At 65.9% G+C, this 6,842-nt stretch carries 6 protein-coding genes; 2 read left to right on the forward strand and 4 right to left on the reverse strand.

The features are described 5' to 3' along the window. Positions 1-15: 15 nt before the first annotated feature. The 3 genes from AC0QTX_RS12905 to AC0QTX_RS12915 form a co-directional block, all read right to left on the reverse strand. The gene (locus AC0QTX_RS12905) at positions 16-1,011 is read right to left on the reverse strand and encodes a magnesium transporter CorA family protein (protein WP_474604226.1); all 996 of its coding nucleotides are present in this window, start codon (positions 1,009-1,011) and stop codon (positions 16-18) included. A gap of 173 nt (positions 1,012-1,184) precedes the next feature. Further along, positions 1,185-2,036: an SDR family oxidoreductase gene (locus tag AC0QTX_RS12910; protein WP_474604227.1), complete on the reverse strand. Its 852-nt coding sequence runs from the start codon at positions 2,034-2,036 to the stop codon at positions 1,185-1,187. Between the two features lie 4 nt (positions 2,037-2,040). Further along, complete coding sequence (locus AC0QTX_RS12915) at positions 2,041-3,819, reverse strand: acyl-CoA dehydrogenase (RefSeq protein ID WP_474604228.1); 1,779 nt, start codon at positions 3,817-3,819, stop codon at positions 2,041-2,043. Positions 3,820-3,926: 107 nt separating this feature from the next. On the opposite strand from AC0QTX_RS12915, the gene AC0QTX_RS12920 reads away from it, so the two are divergent. Beyond that, positions 3,927-4,916 carry an L-threonylcarbamoyladenylate synthase gene (locus AC0QTX_RS12920; RefSeq protein ID WP_474604229.1) on the forward strand — a complete coding sequence of 330 codons (990 nt, stop codon included), beginning with the start codon at positions 3,927-3,929 and terminating at the stop codon, positions 4,914-4,916. A gap of 131 nt (positions 4,917-5,047) precedes the next feature. On the opposite strand, the gene wrbA is transcribed toward AC0QTX_RS12920, so the two are convergent. Beyond that, entirely contained in the window at positions 5,048-5,650 is a 603-nt protein-coding gene (gene wrbA / locus AC0QTX_RS12925) for an NAD(P)H:quinone oxidoreductase (RefSeq protein ID WP_474604230.1), read from the reverse strand. Between the two features lie 171 nt (positions 5,651-5,821). Between wrbA and AC0QTX_RS12930 the strand changes: the two genes are divergently transcribed. Next, positions 5,822-6,769 (forward strand): LysR family transcriptional regulator, encoded by a 948-nt coding sequence (locus tag AC0QTX_RS12930; protein ID WP_474604231.1) that lies wholly within the window; start codon positions 5,822-5,824, stop codon positions 6,767-6,769. The last annotated feature ends 73 nt before the right edge of the window (positions 6,770-6,842 follow it).

The following is a 6,842-nucleotide window of genomic DNA, read 5'->3' on the forward strand; positions in this document are numbered from 1 at the left end:
GACAATGGTGCCGCATCACAGCCACCGCTTCCAGCGGAAGTACAGATAGGGCAGCGCAGCGGCGAGGATCATGAGGGTGATGGCCCAGGCATAACCGAAGTCCCATTCGAGCTCGGGCATGAATTTGAAGTTCATGCCGTAGAGCGATGAAACCAGGGTCGGCGGCAGGAAGATCACCGACATGACCGAGAAGATCTTGATGATGTCGTTCTGCTCGATGGTGACGAGGCCGAGCGTCGCATCGAGCAGGAACTGGATCTTGTTGGACAAAAACGTCGCGTGCTCCTCGATGGACTGCACGTCGCGCAGGGCCGTGCGCCATTCCGCCTGATAGCCCGCCGTCTTCTGCGGCCGGGGCATGCTGGCAGACAAGAACAGCAGCATGCGCTCCACCGACACCATGCTCTCGCGCACATTGGAGATGATGTCGCCCTTGCGGCCAATGGATTTCAGGGCGGCCCGGTAGGATGCGGCGCGCTTGGCCCCCTGCCGCTCGTTCTCGAAGATCGCCTGGGACAGGCGATCGATGCGCGAGCCGACCGTGCCGAGAATTTCGGCCGCGCGGTCGATAATGGTCTCGACCAAGCCGTCGAGCACGGCCTCCGGCTGATGCCGGCACCCGCCGGGCTTGCCCGCACGGGCCATGAACATGCTGAAGGAGCGCGGCTCCCCGTAGCGTACGGTCACGAGCGCCCGCTCGGTGAGGATGAACGACACGTCGATGAGCTTGGGCGTATCCGTCTCGGAGCTGCACAGGACGCGCACCGTCATGTAGCGCGCATTGTTCTGGTGGTAGAGGATCTCGGACGGCTCGATATCGGCCATCTCCTCCCGGGTCGGGATCTCGATGCTGAGATGAGCCTCGACGAGCTTGTCCTCCTCGCGTGTCGGCTCGATCAGGTCGATCCACAGGGCATCGTCAGGAATGGGGGTTCCCGGCGGCAGGACGTAACGGTCCAGGGACTGACCGGCAGGTCCCGTCGCCTGCGCAGGCCTGTGGATCAAAATCATGCGCGTTCTTGCCCCTTCACGACCGCTCTTTTCCCCTCCCCCTTGTGGGGAGGGCCAGGGTGGGGGTGCCGGCGCCACACCTTGATAGGCTATCGCTCACACCCCCACCTCCAACTCCTCCCCACAAGGGGAGGAGAGTCTGTAAACGCTAGAATAACAGTGAATAGTAAATCTCAACCCAAGGATGACAGAGGCGGCGTGTCGTCCGGCACGAAGAAGTCCGGCGCGAGGGGCTGTGTCGGATCGACCCGGTACTTCTCGAAGTCGGTCACGCCCTCCCCGTGCAGGAAGACATCGTCGATGAGGAAATGGCCAGAGAAGCTTTTCGAGGGCTTCTGGAAGATCGCATAGGCTGCGTCCGACAGAATTTCCGGCGTGCGGCTGGCCTGCACGAGGGCATCTCCGCCGAGCAGGTTCTTGACGGCAGCGGTCGCAATGGTGGTGCGCGGCCAGAGCGCGTTGACGGCGATGCCCCGGCCCCGCAGCTCACCCGCAAGCCCCAGCACGCAGAGGCTCATGCCGTATTTCGCCATGCTGTAGGCCAGATGCGGGGCGAACCACTTCTCGCTCATGTCCAGCGGCGGCGAGAGCATGAGGATATGCGGGTTCTCGGCCTTTTCCAGATGCGGGATGGCGTATTTCGACACCATGTAGGTGCCTCGCGTGTTGATCTGATGCATCAGATCGAAGCGCTTCATGTCCGTGTGCGGCGTCGGCGTGAGGCTGATGGCGCTCGCATTGTTGACCACGATGTCGAGGCCGCCGAAGGTCTCGACGGTTTTCGCAATCGCGCCCTTCACCGCCTCCTCGTCGCGCACGTCGACCACCAGCGGCAGCGCCTTGCCGCCAGTCGCTTGGATCTCCTCCGCGGCCGTGTAGATCGTGCCCGGCAGCTTCGGATGCGGCTCGGCGGTCTTGGCCGCGATGACCACGTTCGCGCCGTCCTTAGCTGCGCGCAGGCCAATGGCGAGCCCGATACCCCGCGAGGCGCCGGTGATGAAGAGGGTTTTTCCGTTGAGGCTCATGGGATCAGCTCGCGAGTGCCAGGGTTGCGTCCTGCAGGAAGCCTGCACCGCTCATCACCGTTTCCTCAAGGCCTTTCGCGCCCACCGCGATGTTCTCGGCGAAGAAGCGGCAGAGCGCGATCCGGCCGGCATGGGCCGGATCCGTGTCGCCGCCGGCAGCCTGCGCATTCGCCGCAAGCGCCATCTCGGCAAGGGCGGCCCCGCCCTGCGCGAGAGCGAAGAGCCGCAAGTACGGCGTTGCGCCGGCAAGCGCCTCTCCCTGCGCGTTCGACGACAGAGATTGCAGCAGGTGGCTCGTCGCCCGGTCGAGGCTCTCAATGGCATCACGCAGGCGCGGCGCGGTCGCGCCGAAAGCGGGCGAGCTCTCCTTGAGAAGGCGCGCGACCGTGGCCCGCATGGCGGCGATCTGCGCCCGCACCGTCTCGCCGCCGGAGAGCGGCAGCTTGCGGGTGACGAGATCGATGGCCTGGATGCCGTTGGTGCCCTCGTAGATCGGCGCGATCCGCGCATCGCGGAAATGCTGCGCCGCGCCGGTCTCCTCGATGAAGCCCATGCCGCCATGGACCTGCACGCCGATGGACGCGACCTCCATGCCGATATCGGTGGAGAATGCCTTCGCGACCGGGGTCAGCAGGGAGGCACGCTCGTGCGCCTTCTTTCGTCGCGCAGGATCTTGTTCGAGATGCGCGCGGTCGATGGCTTCCGCGGTCATGTAGCAGATGGCGCGCGCCGCGGCGGTGAGCGCCTTCATGGTCAGCAGGTTGCGCTGCACGTCCGGATGCACGGCAATCGGGCTCATGCCTTCCGCAGCCCCGATGGCGCGGCCCTGCCTGCGCTCGTTGGCATAGCCGAGGGCCTGCTGATAGGCGCGCTCGGCGATGGCCACGCCCTGCAGGCCCACCGCGAGGCGGGCGTTGTTCATCATCGTGAACATGCAGGCGAGGCCGCGATTCTCCTCGCCGACGAGCCAGCCGACGGCGCCGCCGTTGTCGCCGAAGATCATCGTGCAGGTGGGCGAGGCATGGATGCCGAGCTTGTGCTCGATCCCATTACAGCGCACGTCGTTGCGAGTGCCGTCGGGGAGAAACTTCGGCACGAGGAACAGGGAGATGCCGCGGGTGCCGGCGGGTGCGTCCGGCAGACGCGCGAGCACGAGGTGGATGATGTTGTCGGTGAGGTCGTGCTCGCCATAGGTGATGAAGATCTTCTGGCCCGTGACCCTGTAGGTGCCGTCACCCACCGGCTCGGCGCGGGAGCGCAGGGCCGCGAGATCGGAGCCCGCGTGAGGCTCCGTGAGGTTCATGGTGGCGGTCCATTCGCCGGAAACGAGCTTTTCGAGATACCGGCTCTTGAGATCCTCCGTACCATGCTGGACCAGCGCCTCGATGGCCCCCATGGTGAGCACGGGTCCGATGCCGAAGGCCATGGAGGCGGCATTCCACATCTCGACGCAAGCGGAATTCAGCAGGGTCGGCAGGCCCTGGCCGCCGTATTCCACCGGGCCGGGGAGCGCGTTCCATCCGGCCTCCGTCCAGCCCTTGTAGGCCTCCTTCCAGCCTGGAGCGGTGGTGACGACGCCGTCCTTGAGGACCACGCCGTGCTTGTCGCCTTCGCGGTTGAGGGGTGCGATCACGTCATTGGCGAAGCGGCCCGCCTCCTCCAGGATGGTCTCGGCCAAGTCCGTGGAGAGGTCGCCGTAGACGCCGTCCGCCACGGCGCGGTCGAGGCCTGCCACATGCCGCATGGTGAAGACGATGTCGGGGACGGGCGCGCTGTAGGTCATGGGCGGTTCCTCTTAAGCGTATAGGCTTTTCATATTGACGCGTGTTCTCGCGCCGTTAAACCCGCCCGGCAAGGGGATTTTCCCAACGGGCAAGGAATAGTTTAGACGTGAACGATCTTGGGTCAATGCGCCAAACGGAGCGTCTGACGTCCGATGAGGCCGGCCTTGCCCGCGCGGCGGAGATCCTGCGCCGTGGCGGCCTCGTAGCCTTCCCGACGGAGACGGTCTACGGCCTCGGGGCCGACGCCACGGATGCGCAAGCGGTCGCCGGCATCTACGCCGCCAAGGAGCGCCCGAGCTTCAACCCGCTGATCTCCCACCTGGACAGCTTCGAATCCGCTCAGAGGCAGGGCCTCTTCGACAGGACGGCCCGGCGTCTTGCCGAGGCCTTCTGGCCCGGTCCCCTTACCCTGGTCGTGCCGGTGGCGCCCGGCTGCACCATCTCCGACCTCGCCCGCGCCGGTCTCGACAGCGTCGGTCTGCGCGTGCCGGCTCACCCGCTCGCCCATGCGCTCCTGCAGACGACAGGCCGCCCGGTCGCGGCGCCCTCCGCCAACCGCTCGGGGCGCGTGAGCCCTACCGATGCGGATCATGTGCTGGGCGATCTCAATGGAAGGATCGATGCGGTGCTCGACGGTGGAGTGTCCCAGGTGGGCGTCGAGTCGACCATCGTGGCATGCCTCGGCGGTGCGCCTCGCCTGCTCCGCCCGGGCGGCGTGCCGCGGGAAGCCATCGAGGCGCTGATCGGCATGCAGCTTGAGGCCGGACCGGAAGGCGGCCCGAGCCCCCTGGCTCCCGGCATGCTCGCCTCCCATTATGCACCGCGGGCGCAGGTGCGCCTGAATGCGGAGTGCATCGAGGCCGGTGAAGCCGTCATGCTGTTCGGCCACGAGACTCCGAAGGGCGCGGATGCAGCGCGCATCACCCTGAACCTCAGCAAAAACGGCGACCTCGTGGAGGCCGCCGCTCGTCTGTTTTCCTATCTGAGGCAGCTCGACGCCTCGGGAGCCGCGACCATTGCGGTGAGCCCGATCCCGGAGACGGGCTTGGGCGAAGCCATCAACGACCGCCTGAGGCGCGCCGCGGCGGAGCGGTAACTGCTCCGTACGATTGATCGAACCACACCGTGTCATCACCGGCCTTGTGCCGGTGATCCCGATGCGAGAGGCGCAGCGCTCTTCCAATCGAGATGGCCGGGACGAGCCCGGCCATGACGTAAGGTATTTTCTTACTTCGCCGCGAGCTTGGCGGCGATCTGGGCCACGTGCCGGCCCTGGAAGCGGGCGCCGTCGAGATCGATCTCGGTCGGCTGGCGCGAGCCGTCGCCGCCGGCGATCGTGGAGGCGCCGTAGGGCGAGCCGCCGCGGATCTGGTCGACTCCCGACTGACCGGCGAAGGAATAGGGCAGACCCACGATCACCATGCCGTGGTGCAGGAGCACCGGCAGCGTGGTGAGGATGGTGGCTTCCTGGCCGCCGTGCTGGGTGGCTGTCGAGGTGAAGACCGATCCGACCTTGCCGATCAGCTTGCCCTGCGCCCAGAGAGCGCCTGTCTGGTCGAGGAAGTTCTTCATCTGCGCCGTCATGGTGCCGTAGCGGGTCGGCGTGCCGAAGATGATGGCGTCGTATTCCGGCAGTTCCTCGACGGTCGCAACCGGAGCCTTCTGGTCGGTCTTGTAGTGGGCGGCCTGAGCCACCGACTCGGGCACGAGCTCGGGCACGCGCTTCACGACGACCTCGGCGCCGGCCTCGCGGGCGCCTTCGGCAGCGGCATAGGCCATCTGCTCGATGTGCCCCCAGGACGAATAATACAGAACCAGAACCTTGGTCATGTGAACTCCAATTGGTTTGATTGAGACGCAGGCCAGCCGTTACCCAGCCACTCTTCACGAGAGACCAGAGCTGCACTGCCCTGCGGGTGTTGGACATCCAAGAGGATAAGCTTTCTCCCCTGCAAAACCAGTGCTAGATATGCAGGGCCTCTCTTGCGTGAATGCAAACCCATGTCCAAGCAGCAGCATCTCGAATGGGACGACTTCCGGCTCGTGAAGATCATCGCCGAAGCCAATGGACTGGCCGGCGCGGCCGAACGCCTTGGAGTCAACCACTCGACGGTCTTCCGGCGTCTCGGCCAGATGGAGGAGAACCTCGGGGTCAAGCTCTTCGAGCGGCACCGGACCGGCTATGTGCTGACGACGGCCGGCGAGGAAATGACGGCGCTGGCCGAGCAGATGGAAGAGAACGTCACGGCGTTCACCCGCAAGCTCGCCGGCCAGGCCGTCGCGCCTGCCGGTGAATTGCGCGTCACCACCAACGACACCCTGCTCGTCCACCTGCTGACGCCGATCTTCGCCCGCTTCATCACGGCCTGCCCGGAGATGCGGCTCGACGTGGTTCTCGCCAATCAGGCGCTCAACCTCTCGAAGCGCGATGCGGATGTGGCGATCCGCGCCACGGACGACCCGCCCGAGACCCTGGTCGGGCGGCGGGTCGCGACCATCGCCTGGGCGATCTATGGCAGGAAGGCGGACTTTCCCGATGTGCAGGGACCGGAAGACGTCACCCTGGCCGATCTCTTCGACCGGCACTGGGTCGCGCTAGGGGACAACCTGGCGACCCTGAAGGTCGCCCGCTTCGTGCGCGAGCACGTGGCGCCTGAGAACATCGTCTACAAGGTCAATACGGTGCTCGGCCTCTCGGAGGCGGTCGAGGCCGGGACCGGCATCGGCCCCCTTCCCTGCTTCATTGCCGATCCCAGCCCCACTCTCGTGCGGCTGTCGGACGTCAACGCGGATTTCGCCGCGGGCCTGTGGCTCCTCACCCATCCGGACCTGCGCCAGTCCGCCCGGGTGCGCGCCTTCATGGACTTCATGGCCGCCGAGATCGCCAAGCAGAAGAAGCGGATCGAGGGGACCGGAGCGAAAACCGCGCTGCTCAGCGAAGCGGGCTAGTGGATCGAATCTAACGCTTGGTGCCCACGCCTGACGGCGGCGATGATTTCATCCGGATCAGCCGTCCAGGTGA

The organism is Microvirga sp. jy35 (genome assembly GCF_056148915.1).